Source organism: Novilysobacter antarcticus (genome assembly GCF_019802285.1).
In the GTDB taxonomy this organism is placed as follows: Bacteria; Pseudomonadota; Gammaproteobacteria; order Xanthomonadales; family Xanthomonadaceae; genus Novilysobacter; species Novilysobacter antarcticus.
The window spans coordinates 728,127-746,738 of sequence record NZ_JAIEUJ010000002.1; the positions used below are offsets into that span (position 1 = coordinate 728,127).

An 18,612-nucleotide genomic window follows, 5' to 3' on the forward strand; every position below is an offset into this window, starting at 1 on the left:
CGGCAGGTCGCTGACCCGGCGCTACTTCGCCAGCAGTGCATCCAGGGCACGCTCGCCGGACCCCATCGCCAGGGTCCAGCCCAGCATGCCGTGGCCGACGTTGACCACCACGTCCGGCCGGACACGCCGGATGATCGGGACCGAGCTTGGGGTCATCGGCCGCAGGCCTGCCCATGTGCTGTCGATCGCGTCGTACGCGGCGGCGGCGGGCAGGGATTCCCTCGCCATCACAACGAGTCGTTCCGCCCTGCGCGGATCAACGGCCGCGCTGTGATTGCCGACTTCAGCCAATCCCGCGACCCGCAGCTTGTCACCCAGCCGGCAGAACACCAGCTTGCGGTCGGTATCGGTAATGCTGATCCGGGGCGCCATCTCTCCCGGCGCGGCAGTGAACGAGTAGCCCTTTACCGGCATCAGCGGCAGCCGCAGACCGTTGCGGCGCGAGAGCGCCACGGCGTCGACCCCGGCGCACGACACCAGCTTGCGCGAGCGCAGCCCGCGCCCGTCGGGCGATGTCAGGATGAACCCGTCCTTTGCCAGGGACGCGTTGGCAACCTCGAAATTGAAGCAGGTCGTCACCCCGTAATCGGCCTGCAGGATCGCCAGCAGCCCGATGCAGAAGCGCAACGGGTCGCCGACTTCCTCGGCCGGTGAATGGACGACGCCGGCAAGACCGGTGGCACCGGCAAGTGCCGGCTCCAGCGCGACCGCCTGTCGGGGGCTCAGCACACTCTGCTCGACGCCGTATTCGCGCTTGACCGCCACCATGGCTGCCGCATCCTCGAGCGCAGCCGGATCGCGGTACAGGTGCATCTTGCCCGGAGCGGTGTGCTGGAAATCGATATTGTGTTGACGCAGCAGGGCGTCCATCGCGCCGCGCGACTCTGCTGCCAGCTCGAGCACCGCGAGCGTGTTTTCGCGGAACCTTGCCGGCGTCGCATTGCGCAGGAACGCAATACCCCAGCGCAGGAAATCCGGATCCAGCGACCAGCGCATCGACAACGCGCGGTCCCTGCCCAGCGCGATGGACGGCAGCTTGCTCCACAGCGACGGACTGGCCATGGATTCGGTGTAGGCGTAGCTCAACTGGGCGCCGTTGGCGAAGGACGCACCCATCGCCGGGCCCGACGCGCGATCAATGATGCGAACCGAAAGGCCGCGGCGCGCCGCCGCGTAGGCGGTGGCGATGCCGACGACGCCGGCACCGATCACGGTTACATCGACGAGGGCATCGTCCGCGCCGTCACCCGGCCGGGAAGGTTCAAGGGTACTCATCAGTGGACGACCTCTTTACCCACGCCCTCGCGGCGCGGGTCGGCGGCCCATTCCAGCACGCCATCACGGTAGAAGACGCCATGCAGGCCCGAGTCTTCGCCCGACCCTGCGCGGACTGCCATGCCACGCTGCGACAGCGTGTCCAGCAAGGCCGGAGCGAACCGCGACGCCTCACCGTTGAACTGCTTGCCGCGCGCGACCAGGTTGGGCAACGCCACGGCGTCCTGCAGGGGCATCTCCCAATAGACCAGACCGACCAGGGTCTTGCCGATGTAGGCCGGGATTGCCGACCCGCCGGGCGAGCCCAACGCGCCGACAAAGCGCCCGTCGTGGTTGAGGATGATGACCGGGGTCATCGAGGAGCGTGGGCGCTTTCCGCCTTCGATCGCGTTGGCGGCGTCCAGATCGCTGCCGCTGGACCAGGAGAAATCGGTCAGCTGGTTGTTGAGGAAGAAGCCGTCCACCATCCGACCCGAGCCGAAGAACGACTCGATCGTGGTGGTCACCGACACCGCGTTGCCCCACTGGTCGACGACAACGAAATGGCTGGTGCCACCGGGCTCGTCGGTCCGATCCGGACCGTGCGAACCTGCTCCCGGAGGCTGCCCATGCGCGTGGGAAGGCGCCGCGTGCTCCCCGATGAGCGCGCGCCGCTGGTCGACGTAGGCCGGCGCCAGCAGACCCTCAACGGGCACCTCGTCAAAGCGCGGGTCGCCGACGTAGTGGTCGCGGTCGGCGTACATGATCCGGCTGGCCTCGGCGAACAGGAACCACGACTGCGGGTCCTCGGGGCCGCGCTGGTCGATGTCGGTCCCGTCCAGCATGGCCATCAGCTGCAGGAGGCCGACACCACTGGCCGGCGGGGGCGGCACGCACAGGATGTAGGCGCGCAGCGGACGGCACAGCGGCTCGGCCTTTTCGGCTGCGTACTCCTCCATGTCACCCGCGGTCATTTGACCCGGCCGCGGCGACTGCTGGGTGCGCGCGACGATGGCCTCGGCGAGCCCGCCGCGGTAGAACGCCGGCGCGTTGCCTTGCGCCAGCTTGCGCAGGGTCGCGGCATATTCCGGGTTGCGTACCAGATCCCCGGTCCGCATCGGGCGCCCGTCGGGGTGGGAGAAAAACCGGCGCACGTCCGCAGCGGACGCCTGTGGGAAGGTGCCATCGATGTGCTCCTCCAGCCGGGGCGTGACCTGGAAGCCCTGCTCGGCTTTCTCGATGGTCTCTGCAAATAGCTGGTCCCACGACAGCTTGCCGTGCTCGCGCTGGGCCTGCGAGAACACCGCAACTGCGCCCGGCACGCCGGTGGATCCGCCCGCCAGCATCGCGTCGGCGCGTGACAAGGGCTTGCCGTCCACGCCCTGGAACAACCTGCCGTCCGCCAGTGCTGGCGCCGCTTCGCGCCCGATGTAACTTGTCACCGCCTGACTGCGCGCGTCGTAGGCCATGATGATCGCGCCGCCGCCAATGCCCGAACTCTGCGGCTCGACCAGGCCGAGCATCAACTGCACGGCGACCGCCGCATCCATCGCGGTGCCGCCGCGGCGCAGGACCGCGGTGCCGGCATCCACGGCAAGCGGGTTGGCCGCGACCACGACACCGCTGGTCTGGATGTCGCCGGCAGCCGGATCGGCCGTGGTTTGGCAGGCGCCCAGAAGCGCGGTCAGCAGCAGCGCTCCCAGCGGCAGCCGTATATCGAGGGGGCGCTTGGCCTTCAGCGGGGCCGGCGCGGAGTCTGGCCGCAGTGTTTGGATGATGGGGAGCACGTTCTTTCCGGTGCGTTGTGGCCAATGCGGCCATCTTTCAACAATAGGCGGCTGTGTGCAGGATCAACTGAATTGCTGACAGGCCCGCGCGGGCCTGTCAGCTGTTGCACAGGCAATGCTGCCTAGTCGAACGTCTTGGTCACGGTCAGGTAATAGCCCCGTCCCAGCGCATTGTGCAGGCCCGAATAGAAGCCCAGGCTACGCGGCGCCAGGCGTGGATCACGATCCGTGATGTTGCGGACGTTGACGCGCACGGTCGTGTCCTCGAACACGTTGCCAGTCTTCTTGAAGCGGTGTTCGGCCCACAGATTGGTCGTGGTCCAGGAGGGCACGCGGAACAGGGTCCCGTCCGCCTGCTGGGCACCGCTGGAATCAAACGGGCCGACGTAGCGGACAAACGCACCCAGGCTCCAGTTGCGGTAGCGCCAGCTGCTGCTCAGGGTCGCGCGCCACTCCGGGGTGCCATTGATGCCCAACAGGCTGCCGGCGTTGCGGATCGTGAAGCCGTCATTGATCACGCCGTCCTGCTGGGCGTTCATCACGAGGTCTTCCAGGTCCGACGGCATCTGCATCTGCTCAAGCAGTCGGCTGCCATTGAGGTTGGTGGTGAAGGTTCCCCAGTCCGCGGTGCGCAGACGATGCGAGATGCCGTAATCAATGCCGCGGGTCCGGCGCGGCAGGCGGTTGGTGTACTGGTCGCGAACCTGCAGGACATTGCCCACCGCTTCCAGTCCGGTGCCGGCGAAGTTGGCGATCTGCTCATCGCTGGGATCGTCGCGCAGCACGTTGGGATTGGACGATCCCTGGATGCGCATCAGGTAGTCCAGCGCCAGGTGGGTCTGTTCGCCGGTGATGGCGATCATCTGCTCCTGGTCGATCTTCCAGTAGTCCGCGGTGAAGGTGAAGTCGCCCATGGCGTCGGGCAGGAACCGCGGCTGGAACACCAGGCCGACCGAGGTCGCCTCGGAGGTTTCCGGCTTTAGGTCGAGGTTGCCTTCACGCACAGCCTGGGTGCTGAAGGACTTGCCGCACGCGCTGAAGCTGGAGATGCGGCCAGCGCGCAGGTCGGCCTCGCACTGGTAGTAGTCCAGACGGGTATTGCTGACCACGGTGCCATCGGAATGGATCTGCAGGATGTTGGGCGCCAGGAAGCTCTCCGACCAGCTGCCGCGCATCATCAGGCCATCGAGGATGTCCCAGGCAAACGCGACCTTCGGCTTGGACACGCTGCCGAAGTCGGAGTAGCGCTCATATCGACCGGCAATCTGCAGATCGAGCGAGCGGACGAGCGGAATCGCCATCTCCGGCGACACCAGCGGCACCGCGACCTCGGCATACGCCGAAGCCACCGAGCGCGAGCCACCGTTGTTGCCCGACGGGCTCGCACCGAGCACGTCGCTGGTCGGGAGATCGGTCAGCGGGTTGGTGTAGCCGATCTGCCCGTTGAGGCGCGGATCACGCTGGTCGTCGAGCTTTTCGTGACGCCACTCGGCGCCGAACGCCAGCCCCACGTCGCCTGCCCACCATTCGAACAGGTCGGGGCGGGCGAAACGGGTATCGACCTGGAACAGCGATGCGGTACTGCGGCGTACCACCGGTACCAGGAAACCGGCGATTGTGTCGGCGTTGGTCATTGCCGGCGGCTGGCTCCAGTCATCCAGGTTGCCTCCGGTGAAGGGGTTGTAGGCACTCTCGTCAGCACGGGCGAGGGCTTCGGCGAACAGCGTGTTGCTGATGGTGCCGTACTGGGTATCGACGGTGCGGGCGCGTGAATACAGCACGGCACTTTCCCAATCGAATCCACCCACGTCACCGCGGACCCCGCCCAGGACGCGATACGACTTGTCATCGACCTCGTACGGGCGGGTGGTCTCGGTGGCGCGATAACTGCTGATGCGCACGTCCAGGCCCTCGTCGGGCGCATCGATGCCGGGCAGGCGGTTCGGATTGAGGCTGCCGTCCGGCAGGTACTTGGCGCCAAACGGGTTCCAGTAGTTGGACCCGGGAACGATCATCGGCGCCGCGGCCAGCGAGGCGGCCTGCTCCCGCATGCCGTCGTAGGTCGACTGGTAGTAGCTGACCTCGCCGAATGCCACGAAGTCATCGTTGAGGTCGTGCTCGATGGTGGTGAACAGGTTGCCGCGGTCGACGCCGCCCATCAGGTAGCGCTGGGAGTTGGCGTTGAAGCGCAGTGGGCGGTCGATGGTGCTGTTCTGCAGTCCGGTCTGGATGCACACGTCGTCGTACAGCGCGGTCACGCAACCGTTGGCAATGGGCTCGATGTGGAAGCTGCCGGCGGCGGTCGTGATCGCCTTGCCGTCCTGCCGCACCCGCACACGATCCACCGTCTGGAACGCGCCCCACGCGCTGGCGGTCATGCGGTCATCGAACGCGGTCATCCCCTCCCACTGCGTGCCTTCGAAGAACGGCCGGTGATCCTGACTGGCGGCGTAGTCGCGCTCGGAGTTCTCGAAGATGCTGCGGTAGGTGTACCCGCCCAGCAAGGAGACCCGGGTCCGGCCGTCGTTGAACCACTTTCCGGCCTTCACGTTGAAGTTGCCCTGACGGAAATCGGTGCCCTCCGAGCCGCCGTATTGGGCTTGGGCACGCAGCCCCTGGAAGTGGGTATCCATGACCACGTTCATGACACCGGCGACGGCATCGGAGCCATACAGCGCCGAGGCACCGCCGAGCAGGGTCTCCATACGCTGCACGCCGTAGAGCGGGATCGCGTTGATATTCGCAGTCTGGCGCGGCACGTAGGTTTCCGTCTGGGTGCCCGGGTGATTGACCATGCGGCGCCCGTTCACCAGCATCAGCGTGTTGCCGGTGCCCAGGTTGCGCAGGTTGACCGAGCCGACGTCGCCACGCGCTGCGTTGAGGTTGCCCGCGGTATCGGTGTTGTCGAACATCATGTCGCCGACCTGCGGGAGGGCCTGCAGCAGGTCTTCGCCGGAAACGGCGCCGGTGGCGGCCACGTCTTCCTCCGAGACCACGAAAACCGGGAGCATGCCGGTGTCATTGTTGCCCGCAAGGTGGCTTCCCACCACCACGACGCGATCGAGCTCCTTGGCCTTGGCATCGGCTGGCTGGGCCGCTACCGGGGCCGCATCGTCCGTTGCAATCGGCGCGGCGTCCGTCTGCGTGGTCTGGGTCGGGTGGGCTGTGTCCTGTGCCAGCGCCGTGGCCGGCTCCATGAGCATCGCCGAGGCGAGCATCACGCTGAGAATCGTGCGTTTGGGTGCGTAGTTCATTTGGGTATCCCCTGGGAGCGGCTGACTTTGGCAACGCCTTCCCGATCTTAGCCACGGGCATCGCGGCGCAAAGCCACCAATCCTTTGCCAAGGGATAGCCTGGGGCTATGGGATGAGGCAAAGAAACTGCGGGACATCAGCCAGGCGCGTCGGCATGCTCAAGAGCACTCCGCCCTTCTGCACACTGCTTCCGCGCAGGGCGTCGGTCACAGAAAAGGATCCCGGAATGCACCTCAGAAACCCACAGGCCACTTCATCGCGGGCCCTGATCGCACTTGTCGTCACTGCCGTGTTCGCGCTCTCGTCCGTGCAGGCCACCGCGCAAACCCGGCAACTGCTGAACTACGCCGCGATCCACAAGCCGGTCCACGGCGAGAAGGGCATGGTCTCCAGCCAGAACGAAGCCGCAAGCGATATCGGTGCTCAGATCCTGCGCGACGGCGGCAATGCGGTCGACGCCGCGGTCGCGACGGCTTTCGCCATGGCGGTGACCCTGCCGCGCGCCGGCAATATCGGTGGCGACGGATTCATGCTCGTCCACCTGGCAAAGGACAAACGGACGGTGGCAATCGACTTCCGTTCGAAGGCGCCGGCATTGGCCACGCTGGACCGCTTCATCGACGCGGACGGCAGGATCGCCGGCGACAAGCAAGGCTACAAGGCCGCCGGCATCCCGGGCACGGTCTCCGGGCTGGCCACCGCGCACGGAAAGTACGGGCGCCTGCCCTGGGCGCAGGTGCTGAAGCCGGCGATCGCTCTGGCCGAGGACGGCATCGTGCTCAGCCGCGACGAGGCCTTCGCGCTGGACTGGGGGCGCGAGCGCCTGGCCCTGAGTCCGGCCGGCGCCAGGGTATTCCTGCATCCCGATGGCAGCGCGTTGCGGGCCGGCGAGAGGCTGGTGCAGCACGACCTGGCCTGGTCGCTGAAGCAGATCGCCGAGCACGGCGCAAAGGCTTTCTATGAGGGCGAAATCGCCGACCGGCTGGTGGCGGGCATGATCGCCAATGGTGGGCTCATCCGTAAAGACGATCTGGCCGGTTACCAGGCCGCCGAACGCGAGCCACTGCGCGGCACCTACCGCGACCACGAGGTGATGACGATGTCACCGGCCAGCGGTGGCGGCGCCGGCATCATCGGCATGCTCAACATCCTGGAGAACGTCGACATGGGCGGCTACGGCGCCGGTTCCGCCGACGCCATCCACTACATGAGCGAGGCGATCAAGCTGGCGTGGGCCGACCGCCGGCTGCACCTGGGCGACCCGGACGCCGTCGACCTCCCGCTGCGCGGGCTGGTGTCCAAGTCCTACGCCGCCCAACGGGCAAAGCTCATCTCGCCGCGCCGCGCGAAGCCGGCGTCCAGGGTGCCTGGCGGCGATCCATGGGCGCATGAGAGCCCGCAGACGACCCATCTCTCGGTCATCGACGGGGACGGCAACGCGGTGGGTATCACCTACACGCTGGGTTCGGATTTCGGCTCCGGGATCATGGTCGACGGCACCGGCTTCCTGCTCGGCAACCTGATCGGCAACTTCTCCATGCGCGCCCAGTTGCAGGCCCGTGAGTCCGGCCAGCCCGAGCCGCCCAACTCACTGCATCCGGGCCGGCGCCCGGTATCAAGCATGGCGCCCACCTTCCTTTTCAAGGGCGACCAGTTGCAGATGGTCACCGGCAGTCCCGGCGGCAACACCATCCCTGGCACCGTGATGCAGAGCATCGTGGACGTCGTGGACTTCGACCTGAACATCGCCGAAGCCACCAGCCTGCCGCGCATCCACCAGGAAATGGACAGCGACGGCGTGCTGCGGGTGGAGCGCGGCATCAGCCCCGACACCCTGCGCCTGCTGGAGAAGCGTGGCCACCGTATTCAGACCGGCGAGACCATCGGCAGCACCCAGATCCTGTGGGTGGGCGAATCCGGCGTGGAAGGCGCTGCGGATCCGCGCCGTCCGGGGGCCGCAGCCGTGGCCCAGTAGCCACGACGCAACGCGCTAGCGGACGAAGTTCATGAATCCGGTGATGATCAGTGCGTTGGTGAAATCGATGAAAAACGCACCCACCAGTGGCGCAACCAGGAAGGCCCGCGGGGCCATGCCGTAGCGCTGGACCAGGGTGCGCATGACGGCCATGGCGTTGGCGGTGGTTCCGAGCATGAAACCGATGAAGCCACCGCCCATCACCGCCGCGTCGTAGTCCTTGCCCATCGCACGGAACACCACCACGCAGAAGGCGACAACGATCGACACCTGCAGAACCATGTTGACCGCCAGCGGCAACGCCATGCCCGCCAGCTCCCACAGCTTCAGGTTCATCAGTGCCACCGCCAGGAACAGGGCGAGACAGATGTTGCCGATCAGGTCGATCGTGCGAAGCGGCAGGCCGATCCAGCCGGTCACGTCGTCGATGTTGCGCACCACGGCGCCGATCAGCATGGCGCCGATATAGGCCGGCAGGGTCAATCCGAGCGCTTCAAAGCCCTTCCCCACCCAGGCGCCCAACCACATCGCCACCATGATGAAGATGATGCTTTTCAGCGCACTGAATTCGCGTTGACCCTCGGTCTGCGGGGGATCCACCTTGGCCTCGGTCACATCCGGCACCTCGGTGGGATGACCGCCCGGCGTCTTCAGCCGCCAGCGGCGGATGATCACGGTGGCGACCGGGCCGCCCACGATGCCACCGCACACGATGCCGGCCATGGCCGAGGTGATCGCAATGGACTCCGCACCGGCAAGCCCCGCCTGTTCAAACAGCGGTGCAAAGGCCAGGCCCGTGGCCGGTCCGCCGGCCATGGTGGCTGACCCGACCAGCACGCCGAACAGCGGGTGCAGGCCGAATATCGAAGCGACCCCAAGACCCACCAGGTTCTGGACCACGACAAAGCCGGTCGCAAGCGCCAGGAAGATGCCCACCTGGCGTCCGCTGATGCGCAGCAAAGCGAGGCTCGCGTTGACCCCAAGCGTGGTGAAGAACGCCACCATCAGCGGCGTCTGCAGGGTGGTGTCCAGCTCGAACAACGTCGTGCCCTGGCCGTGCGCGAACAGCACTATCAGCGCGATCACCAGCCCGCCGACCACCGGTTCGGGCAGGTTGTAGCGCCGGAAAATCGGAACGGCGCGGCACAGCGCGTACCCACCGAGAAGAGCCAAGCCGCCCAGGGCGACGGTTTCCACCGCGTCAAGTTGAAGCAATTGGGTTCTTCCCTTGGTTGTGAAGAGTGATCAAACGCGCATCCGCAGTCACGGGCAAGTGCCTTCGGTTGGCACATGGTGAAGCATCCGGCCGCCGAGCTCATCCGTCTGCCCGCCATCGCTGATCGCAACGACGCCGTTGACGATCAGATGGCTCACGCCGACCGAAAGCTCGCGCGGCTCGACGTAGGTGGCCCGGGCCGCCAGGGTCGCCGGATCAAACACCACCACGTCGGCGAAGTACCCCGGCCTCAGGTGGCCGCGCTGTTGCAGACCGAGGATATCGGCGGTCAGGCCGGTGGAGCGGTGGATGAAGGTGGCAATATCGAGCAACTTCCTCTCGCGCACGTAGCGGGCGAACTTCTCCGGAAAGCTGCCGTACTGGCGCGGATGGCCGTTGGACCCATCGGAGCTGGTAACCACCCAGGGCTGCTGCATCAGCAGGTCCACGTCGTCCTGGCGCATGTTGAAGGACGCGATCGACGCGCTGCTGCGCACGCCGGGCGGACGCTCGTCCTGGCCGATGATGCGCAGTGCGGCGTCGACCGCGGACACGCGCCAGTCGGCCGCAACTTCCGCCAGCGTCATCCCGGTCCATTCCTCGCCGATGGAGGTCAACAGGATCGCGTCGGCACCGCCACGGCGGCGCAGGTTGTCGCGCATTTCCTCTTGGATGTCGGCCAGTTGCGCGGGATCGGCGAAGCGCTCCAGCATCGCCTTGTGCCCGCCCTCGCGTGACCAGGGCGGAAGCAACGCAGCCGCCAGTCCCGTCCCGGAGGCGAGCCACGGGTACTGGTCGGCGGTCACCCGCTGGCCGTCCGAGCGCGCCTGCTCGATCAGGGCGACCAGTTCGGCAGCCTTGCCATGCACATCCACGCCCAGCGCCTTGATGTGGGCGATGTGCACCGGCATGCCCGCGCGCCGGCCGATCTCGATTGCTTCCCGGGTCGACTCGACCAGGCCGACCCCGTAGGAGGATTCGTCGCGCTGGTGGGTGTCGTACAGCCCGCCCCGGCGCGCGGCCTCGCTGGCGACGGCGACCACCTCGTCCGTGGTCGCGTAGCTCTGGGGTACGTAGAAAAGCCCACTCGACAGGCCGAACGCGCCCTCGCACATCGCCGATGCCACCAGCTCGCGCATCTGCGCCAGCTCGACCGCATCCGGGACACGCGCGCTCTGCCCGAGCACCCGTGAGCGCACCGCGCCAAACCCGACATATGGCACCAGGTTGGTTCCAACCCCGTTGCCTTCGAACCATGCCCGCTGCTTGGCGATATCCGGGCTGCCGCCACCATCGACCCCGATGCCGATCGTGGTCACACCCTGATACAGCCACGGCGCGTTGCGCCGCTGGGCCGGATCGTCGGAACGGATGTAGGTGTCGGGATGCGAATGCGGATCGATGAAGCCCGGCGCGACCACCTTGCCGCCGGCATCAATGATGCGGGCGGCCCGATAACGCCGCGATGCGTGCGGCCCTACCCAGACAATACGGTCATCGACGATGGCGACGTCGGCCTGGCGCATCGCGCCGGTGCCACCGTCATGCAGCGACCCGCCGACGATCAACAGGTCCGCCTCCGGCAGGTCCGACCCCGGTGCGTGGGTGCACGCCACCAGCGCGCCCGCGACAACGGCGACGCGAAGCAATCGGGCGACGGGAAATCCAGCAAAACTTGGCAAGCGCAAACCCCCGGATGCGATGCAGTGGACTCGACCATAGGTCAGCACCCGCACTTGCGACACTGATAAAACGCGGTCCTTCCATAGCCCTGCGTTATGGACGGTTTGGTTGGGGCCGCTGGCGCCGCGCTCGCGGAGCGATAGAATCGATGGCTTCCTCCGCCTCGCGTACGCAATGGCCACTCACGACGATTTCAAGCAAGCCGCCCTCGACTACCACAGCGAGAATCCGCCCGGGAAGATCAAGGTCTCCCCCACCAAGGCGATGGTGACCCAGCGTGACTTGGCGCTGGCCTACTCACCCGGGGTGGCCTACGCCTGCGAGGCGATCGTCGCCGATCCCAACGCGGCACGTGACTACACCGCGCGCGGCAACCTGGTCGGCGTGGTCACCAACGGCACCGCGGTGCTGGGTCTGGGCGACATCGGTCCGCTGGCGGGCAAACCGGTGATGGAAGGCAAGGGCGTGCTGTTCCAGAAGTTCGCCGGCATCGACGTGTTCGACATCGAGCTGGACGAGCGCGACCCCGACAAGCTGGTCGACATGATCGCGGCGATGGAGCCGACCTTCGGCGGCATCAACCTGGAAGACATCAAGGCGCCGGAGTGCTTCATCGTTGAGCGCAAGCTGCGCGAGCGGATGAAGATCCCGGTCTTCCACGACGACCAGCACGGCACTGCGATCATCGTGGGCGCGGCGGTGTTCAATGCGCTGGAAGTGGTCGGCAAACAGATCCAGGACGTGCGCATCGCCACCACCGGTGTCGGCGCGGCCGGCATCGCCTGCCTGGACATGCTGGTGGCGCTGGGCGCGCGGCCGGAGAACATCCTCGCCTTTGATCGCGATGGCGTGCTCTACACCGGCCGCGAGAATCTCGACCCGGAAAAGGCCCGTTATGCGCGCGATACCAAGCTGCGCGAGCTGGCGGAAATCGTTGACGGCGCGGACGTGTTCCTCGGACTGTCGGCCGGCGGCATCCTCACTCCGGAAATGGTCACCACGATGGCCGAGCGCCCGGTGATCATGGCCCTGGCCAACCCCTACCCGGAGATCCTGCCCGACGACGCCAAGGCGGTGCGCCCGGATGCGGTGATCGCCACGGGACGCTCCGACTACCCCAATCAGGTGAACAACGCGGTCTGCTTCCCCTACATCTTCCGTGGCGCGCTGGACGTAGGCGCGACGGTGATCAACGAGGAGATGAAGCTCGCCTGCGTGCACGCCATCGCCCAGTTGGCACGGCTGGAGGCAGGCGATCTGGCCACGGCCTACGGCGGCGATGTCCCGACTTTCGGCCCCGAGTACCTGATCCCGCGTCCATTCGATCCACGCCTGATGGTGATGGTTTCCGCGGCGGTCGCCCGCGCGGCGATGGATTCGGGTGTGGCCTCGCGACCGATCGCCGACATGGCGGCGTACGAGGAGCAGCTGGGCCAGTTCGTCCATCGCACCGGCCTGCTGATGAAGCCGGTCTACGACCGTGCCCGCCACGACCGCAAGCGCATCGTCTACGCCGAGGCCGAGGAGGAAGTCGTCCTGCGCGCGGTGCAGACGGTGATCGACGAGGGCCTGGCAACGCCGATCCTGGTCGGTCGTCCGGACGTGATCCAGCACCGTATCGAGCGCCTCGGCCTGCGTATGCGCCAGGGCGTGGATTTCGAGCTGACCAACATCCACGACGACCCGCGCTTCCACGAGTACTGGCAGCAGTACCACGCGCTGACCGAGCGTCGCGGCGTGACCATCGAGGCGGCCAAAGCGCTGATCCGCTCGCGGCCGACCCTGATCGCGGCGCTGATGGTCGAGCGCGGCGAGGCGGACGCGATGATCTGCGGCATTGTCGGGCGCTTCAACAAGAAGCTGGGCTACCTGCGCAGCGTGTTCGACTTCGACCGCGGCATCACCGGCACCTCGGCGATGACGGGAGTGATCAACGATGCCGGCGCCTGGTTCTTCCTGGACACCCACGTCCAGCTGGACCCGAGCGCCGAGCAGATTGCCGAGGCGACCCTGCAGGCGACCTATCGCCTGAAGCTGTTCGGCGTGGAGCCCAAAGTGGCGCTGCTGTCGCACTCCAACTTCGGCAGCCACGACAACCCGTCGGCGGCCAAGATGCGCCGCGTGCGCGAGATCCTGAAGGCCCGCGTACCCAAGCTGGAAGTGGACGGCGAGATGATGGCCGACACCGCCTGGAACGAGGCGCTGCGCAAGCGGATCTTCCCCAACACCACCCTGCACGGCCGCGCAAACCTGTTTGTCCTGCCCAACCTGGACGCCGCGAACATCACCTACAACATGTTCCGGGTGGCCACCGACGGCGTCGCCATTGGTCCGATCCTGATGGGTCTGGACCAGCCGGCGCACATCCTCACCAACGACTCCACCTCGCGGCGGGTGGTCAACCTCACCGCCATCGCAGCCGTGGACGCGCAGATCCGGGCCGCCCGCCGGCGCTGAGTCCGACAGCCGAACGGGCCGGGCGGGTGACCGGCCCGTTCGGGCGTGCTCAACCGGTATTCTGGATGCCGGCGGCAATGCCGTTGACGGTTGCCATCAGCACCTGCAGCAGCTCCTCGTCCTTGCGGTCGCCGGCGCGCCAGCGCTTCAGCAGGTCCACCTGCAACAGGCTGATGGGATCCACGTACGGGTTGCGCAGGCGGATTGACTGCTGCAGGCGCTGGTCGCCGTTGAGCAGCTCGTCCTCGCCCTTGATCGCCAGCACCGCGTCACGGGTACGGCCGAACTCGGCTGCAATGCCCGGATACATCTGGGCGTGCAGATCCGGCTTGCCCGACACCGATGGCGTGTCGCCGGCGAGCTGCGAATAGCACTCGAAGATGCCCAGGTCCGACTTCGCCAGCACCATCTCCACATCATCGATCAGGGTTGCAAAGAACGGCCAGTCGCGCGCCAGCTCGGCGTAGGCGTCGGCGCCATGACGCTCCAGTCCGCGCTCCAGCGCGGTGCCCACGCCATACCAGGTGGTCAGGCCGGAGCGGTTCTGCGACCAGGAAAATACCCACGGGATCGCCCGCAGCGACTCCGCTCCGCCACTGCCGACACGCTTGGCCGGGCGTGAACCGATCCGCAGGCGCTCGATCACGTCGATCGGCGTGGCGGCGCGGAAGTAGGCGGAAAAATCCGGATGTTCGTGGATCAACGCCCGGTAGTGGTCGCTGGAGTCGCGGGCCAGTTCGGCCGCCATCGCCCGCCAGCGCGGTGCCCGGGCTTCCAGCGGTCGCGGCCGGAGGGTCGCCCGCATGACCGCGCCGGTCGCCTGCTCCAGATTGCGCAGGGCGATCGCGCGGGTGCCGTACTTGCGATGGATCACCTCGCCCTGCTCGGTCAGCCGCAGTACGCCGTCGACCGAGCCGCGCGGGGCGGCGATCACGGCGCGCTCGGTCTTGCTGCCGCCGCGGCTGGCCGATCCGCCGCGGCCGTGGAAGAACACGATGCGGACGCCACTCTCCCGTGCCAACGTGGTCAAGGCCACCTGGGTCTGCTGCAGCGCCCATCGCGAGGCGATGATGCCGCCGTCCTTGGCGCTGTCCGAATAGCCCAGCATGACCAGCTGGCGGTTGCCGCGTGCCGCCAGATGTGCCCGATACACAGGGTCGCCGAACAGCGCGCGCATGGTGGCATCCGCCGCTTCAAGATCGGCCACGGTCTCGAACAGCGGCGCCACGTCCAGCGGCACCACCTGCTCCGCGTCTGCCCCATCGCCTGCGGGCTCGATGCAACCGGCAACCCGGGCCAGCGCCAACACAGCCAGCGCATCAGCGGCACTGCGGCTCATGCTGATGATGTACGGGCCGAACACACGCTCGCCATAGCGCGGCCGCAGCCGGGCCACGGCGCGGAAGACATCCAGCGTGCGCACCGCGTCGCTCGCGTCGGCATCGGCGGGAGCCAGATCGCCGGCCATCATCCGGTGCAGGCGGTCGGCCCGCTCCTCGGCGCTGCGCCCGGCCCATTGCGGATCCTGCAGGAGTGCCGCCAGGGCGGCGTCGTGCACCGAAGAGTCCTGGCGCAGGTCCAGGCTGGCGAGGTGGAAACCGAAGCAGCGCGCGCGCCGCAGCAGCCGGCGCAGCACGAAGTCTCCGGCGTGCTCGCCGCGGTTCGCCATCAGGCTGGCGTGGATGCATTCAATGTCGGCCACGAAGCTGGCGGCGTCGGGATAGCCGACGCTCTCGTCGCCGCTGGTGGCGCGCAGCCGGGCCGCCATCAGCATCAGCAAGTTCCGGTACGGCATGTCGGCATGACGCGGGTGCAGCCCGGCGGCGGCCTCGGGTAGCAGCTCGCGGTAGGCCGCGACCTTCTCGATGACCGCATCGCTGACCGACACCCGGCTGAGCGACTGGCTCAGCAGGTCGGCCAGGCGGCCGATGTCGCGGCGGTAGGCGGCCAGCACCAGCTCACGCTGCCGGGCCAGGGTGTCGGCAATCGTGTCCGCACCCACGTTCGGGTTGCCGTCCATGTCGCCACCCACCCAACTGCCAAAGCCGAGCACGTCGGGCAGCGACACCGCATCGCCATAGTTCTCGCGCAGCGCGCTCTCGAAGTTCTCGAAGAACACCGGCAGCACCCGGTACAACACCTCGGAAAGATAGAACCCGACGTGCTCGAATTCGTCGGCCACGCTGGGCTTGGCAGCTGGCGCCTCGACGGTCTGCCAGCTGGCGGTCAGTGCCATCCGGATGCGGCCGTGGTCGGCCTTGCGCTCGGCGGGCGTGCGGTTACGGTCAATGTCGTTGACCAGGCTGCGCACGATCTGCCGCTCCTTGTGCAGCAGCACGCGGCGTACGGCCTCGGTCGGATGCGCGGTGAACACCGGCTCGATGCGCATCCGCGGCAGCAGTGCGGCCAGCTCGGAGGCCTCCACGCCCTGCCCGGCCAGCGAGCCGATCACGTCCAGCAAGCCCCCTGGCTGGGCACCCTCCTCGGCACGTTCATGATCGCGTCGACGGCGGATGCGGTGCACGCGCTCGGCGAGGTTCACCGCCTGGAAATAGGTGGAGAAGGCGCGGCCCAGGTCGCTGGCCTTGTGCAACTCGTGGCCGGCCAGCGCATCGGCCAGCTCGGTCACCGGCTGGTCGTTCTCGCGCCGGCTGATCGCGGCCCGGCGGAGTGCCTCGACTTCCGCCAGGAAGTCCGGGCTGCGCTGCTCGGCGAGGATATTGCCGACCATCCCGCCCAGCAGGTTCACGTCTTCGCGGAGGAACGTATCGACCGCGGCGAACTTCACCGTGCGCAGCGAATCGTCGTTGGTATCGGTAGCAGTGTCGTTTTTTGTGCTCATCCAGCAACGGTAACGCAGCTGGTGTTGCGGTGCATCATTTCGCGCCGCCGGGCCGCGATCCATCTTGGCTCAGTAGGCGAACTCACGGAACACCGGGTCGATGTTGCCGCCCCACACGCCGTGGTACAGCGCCAGCTTGCGCTCGGCAGGCGTCTCGCCGGCATCGACCAGCTCCATCAGCGGAGACAGGAAGATCGACTCATCGCTGCCGACATCGTTCAGACGCGCACGGCGGGCCAGTCCGTGCGCGGAGATCTGCAGCGCCTCGCGGGCCACGTCCAGCACCGTCCCCTTCCGGAACGGCAGCTTGAAGGCCTGCCGGGGCACGCCGTTGCGCAGCGCGTGCAGCTCCTCAAGACTGAAGTCCTTGACCAGGTCCCACGCGGCATCGAGCGCGCTGTCGTCGTACAGCAGGCCGGTCCAGAACGCCGGCAAGGCGCAGATCCGGTTCCACGGGCCGGTGTCGGCGCCACGCATCTCGAGGTACTTCTTCAGCCGTACTTCGGGAAACGCGGTGGTGGTGTGGTCGGCCCAGTCCTGCAGGGTCGGCAGGTGACCGGGGTTCGCCGGCAGCTTGCCGGCCATGTAGTCACGGAACGACTGGCCCGCCGCGTCGATGTAGTTGTCGCCGCGCTGGATGAAGTACATCGGCACGTCGAGCAGGTAATCGACATAGCGCTCGTAACCAAACCCATCCTCGAAGACGAAATCCAGCAGGCCACTGCGATCGTTGTCGGTGTCGGTCCAGATGTGCGAGCGGTAGGACAGGAAACCGTTGGGTTTGCCCTCGGTGAAGGGCGAGTCGGCGAACATCGCGGTGGCAATGGACTGCAACGCCAGCGAGACACGGAACTTCTTCACCATGTCGGCCTCGGAGCCGACATCCAGGTTGACCTGCACGGTGCAGGTGCGGGTCATCATGTCCAGACCAAGGCTGCCGACCTTGGGCATGTACTCGCGCATGATCTTGTAGCGGCCCTTGGGCATCCACGGCATCTCGTCGCGGCGCCACTTGGGCTGGAAGCCCATGCCCAGGAAGCCCACGCCCATCGGCTCTGCAACCGCGCGCACCTCACGCAGATGGGAGGACGCCTCGCGGCAGGTCTCGTGCAGGTTTTCAAGCGGTGCGCCGGACAGTTCGAGCTGCCCGGCAGGCTCCAGCGACACCGATGCGGCATCGCGGGTCAGCGCGATCACCCGCCCGTGCTCCTCCACCGGCGCCCAGCCAAACTGGACCAGGCCCTTGAGCAGCGCCTCGATGCCACGCTCACCATCAAACGTCGGCGGGCGGAGGTCATCGAAATAAAAACCGAACTTCTCGTGCTCGGTGCCTATCCGCCAGTCGTCGCGCTCACGCGTGCCCGAGCTGAGGTAATCCACCAGCTGGCTGCGAGACTCGATCAGGACTTCTTCTACATGACTGGAACCGGACACACGCACCTCGTATTTGCTCTTGGGGATCGCACTGGCGAATGTGCGGGCTCAGGCCTGCATTGCAATCTCGGCCGCGTGAAGTCGCCCGACCGGAGCGCGCTGATCACAGCTCCAGCCAGCCCTCGATCACGCGACGGGCCTCATCGACACCAAGCTTGGACTCACCGGAAAACAGCTGCGCGCTGACGGCATCGCCGTGCTCGGCCTTGAGCGCCTTGCGCACCTCAAGCAATGCCGTGCCTTGTGCGCCGCGGCTGAGCTTGTCGGCCTTGGTCAGGATCGCGTGCGCCGGGAGGTCGCGGCTCACCGCGTATTCCAGCATCTGCTTGTCGTAGTCCTTCAGCGGGTGACGGATGTCCATCACCACCACCAGGCCCTTGAGCGCTTCGCGGGTACGGAAATAACGGTCAAGAAACGCCTGCCAGTGCGCCTGCAGATCCTTGGGGACCTTGGCGAAACCGTAGCCGGGCAGATCGACTAGATAGCGGTCGGTGCTGGGCGGGAGTTCGAAAAACACCAGTTGCTGGGTACGCCCCGGGGTCTTGGACACCCGGGCCAGCGCGTTCTGCTGGCAGATGGCGTTGAGCGCGCTGGACTTGCCCGCGTTGGAGCGACCGGCAAACGCGACCTCGAAGCCACCGTCAGGCGGCAACTGCGCGGGAGTGTGCGCGGCCAGCAGGTACTGGGCACGGATAAGGGGATTGGCCATG

At 67.0% G+C, this 18,612-nt stretch carries 10 protein-coding genes; 2 read left to right on the forward strand and 8 right to left on the reverse strand.

The features are described from left to right. Window positions 1-21: 21 nt before the first annotated feature. The 3 genes from KZ491_RS08105 to KZ491_RS08115 form a co-directional block, all read right to left on the reverse strand. Window positions 22-1,275 (reverse strand): FAD-dependent oxidoreductase, encoded by a 1,254-nt coding sequence (locus KZ491_RS08105; RefSeq protein ID WP_222565308.1) that lies wholly within the window; start codon window positions 1,273-1,275, stop codon window positions 22-24. Next, window positions 1,275-3,041, reverse strand: coding sequence for a gamma-glutamyltransferase family protein (locus KZ491_RS08110; RefSeq protein WP_222565309.1), 1,767 nt, complete (start codon window positions 3,039-3,041; stop codon window positions 1,275-1,277). The genes KZ491_RS08105 and KZ491_RS08110 overlap by 1 nt, the downstream gene beginning before the upstream one ends. A gap of 122 nt (window positions 3,042-3,163) precedes the next feature. Beyond that, entirely contained in the window at window positions 3,164-6,295 is a 3,132-nt protein-coding gene (locus KZ491_RS08115) for a TonB-dependent receptor domain-containing protein (RefSeq protein WP_222565310.1), read from the reverse strand. A 226-nt stretch (window positions 6,296-6,521) separates the two neighbouring features. On the opposite strand from KZ491_RS08115, the gene ggt reads away from it, so the two are divergent. After that, window positions 6,522-8,270: a gamma-glutamyltransferase gene (gene ggt, locus KZ491_RS08120; protein WP_222565312.1), complete on the forward strand. Its 1,749-nt coding sequence runs from the start codon at window positions 6,522-6,524 to the stop codon at window positions 8,268-8,270. A 15-nt stretch (window positions 8,271-8,285) separates the two neighbouring features. On the opposite strand, the gene gltS is transcribed toward ggt, so the two are convergent. Further along, complete coding sequence (gene gltS, locus KZ491_RS08125) at window positions 8,286-9,485, reverse strand: sodium/glutamate symporter (RefSeq protein WP_222565313.1); 1,200 nt, start codon at window positions 9,483-9,485, stop codon at window positions 8,286-8,288. 48 nt (window positions 9,486-9,533) lie between these two features. Continuing rightward, window positions 9,534-11,168, reverse strand: coding sequence for an N-acyl-D-amino-acid deacylase family protein (locus KZ491_RS08130; RefSeq protein ID WP_222565314.1), 1,635 nt, complete (start codon window positions 11,166-11,168; stop codon window positions 9,534-9,536). Between the two features lie 175 nt (window positions 11,169-11,343). Between KZ491_RS08130 and KZ491_RS08135 the strand changes: the two genes are divergently transcribed. After that, complete coding sequence (locus KZ491_RS08135; RefSeq protein ID WP_222565315.1) at window positions 11,344-13,626, forward strand: NADP-dependent malic enzyme; 2,283 nt, start codon at window positions 11,344-11,346, stop codon at window positions 13,624-13,626. Between the two features lie 49 nt (window positions 13,627-13,675). On the opposite strand, the gene ppc is transcribed toward KZ491_RS08135, so the two are convergent. The 3 genes from ppc to yihA form a co-directional block, all read right to left on the reverse strand. Beyond that, window positions 13,676-16,468: a phosphoenolpyruvate carboxylase gene (gene ppc / locus KZ491_RS08140; protein WP_222565316.1), complete on the reverse strand. Its 2,793-nt coding sequence runs from the start codon at window positions 16,466-16,468 to the stop codon at window positions 13,676-13,678. Window positions 16,469-16,537: 69 nt separating this feature from the next. Continuing rightward, a complete protein-coding gene (locus tag KZ491_RS08145; protein WP_222565317.1) occupies window positions 16,538-17,902 on the reverse strand; it encodes a glutamate--cysteine ligase in 1,365 nt (454 codons plus the stop codon). 103 nt (window positions 17,903-18,005) lie between these two features. After that, complete coding sequence (yihA, locus tag KZ491_RS08150; protein WP_222565318.1) at window positions 18,006-18,611, reverse strand: ribosome biogenesis GTP-binding protein YihA/YsxC; 606 nt, start codon at window positions 18,609-18,611, stop codon at window positions 18,006-18,008. Window position 18,612: the final 1 nt, after the last annotated feature.